The organism is Burkholderia sp. SIMBA_051, from assembly GCF_046534915.1.
Taxonomy (GTDB): Bacteria; Pseudomonadota; Gammaproteobacteria; order Burkholderiales; family Burkholderiaceae; genus Burkholderia; species Burkholderia ambifaria.
This window is the reverse complement of the sequence record NZ_JAWRXS010000603.1, coordinates 1-252: the sequence shown is the minus strand read 5'-3', so window position 1 is coordinate 252 and position 252 is coordinate 1. Positions and strand designations below refer to the sequence as shown.

The following is a 252-nucleotide window of genomic DNA, read 5'->3' as shown; positions in this document are numbered from 1 at the left end:
CGGTCTTCGTCCTGCCCCCAGCCCGTCATGGCAATCAGCGCAATGTCCTGCCCCGCGGGGCCTGCGCGCACGCGCCGCGCCACCTCATAGCCATCGATGTCCGGCATGCCGATGTCCACCAGCATGACGTGCGGCGCAAAATCGACCAGCATGGCGAGCGCTTCGGCCCCGTTGCGCGCGATCCGGACCTGCGCGCCAAAGCTCTCGAGCACCATGGCCGTCGTATCCCCGGAATCGGGATTGTCGTCCACC

1 protein-coding gene is annotated in these 252 nt (G+C 67.9%); it reads right to left on the bottom strand.

What is annotated here, in order from left to right; all coding sequences use genetic code 11:
• On the bottom strand, positions 1-215 hold a 215-nt coding region (locus tag SB771_RS35905), incomplete at its 3' end, for a response regulator (RefSeq protein WP_410722153.1).
• Positions 216-252: the final 37 nt, after the last annotated feature.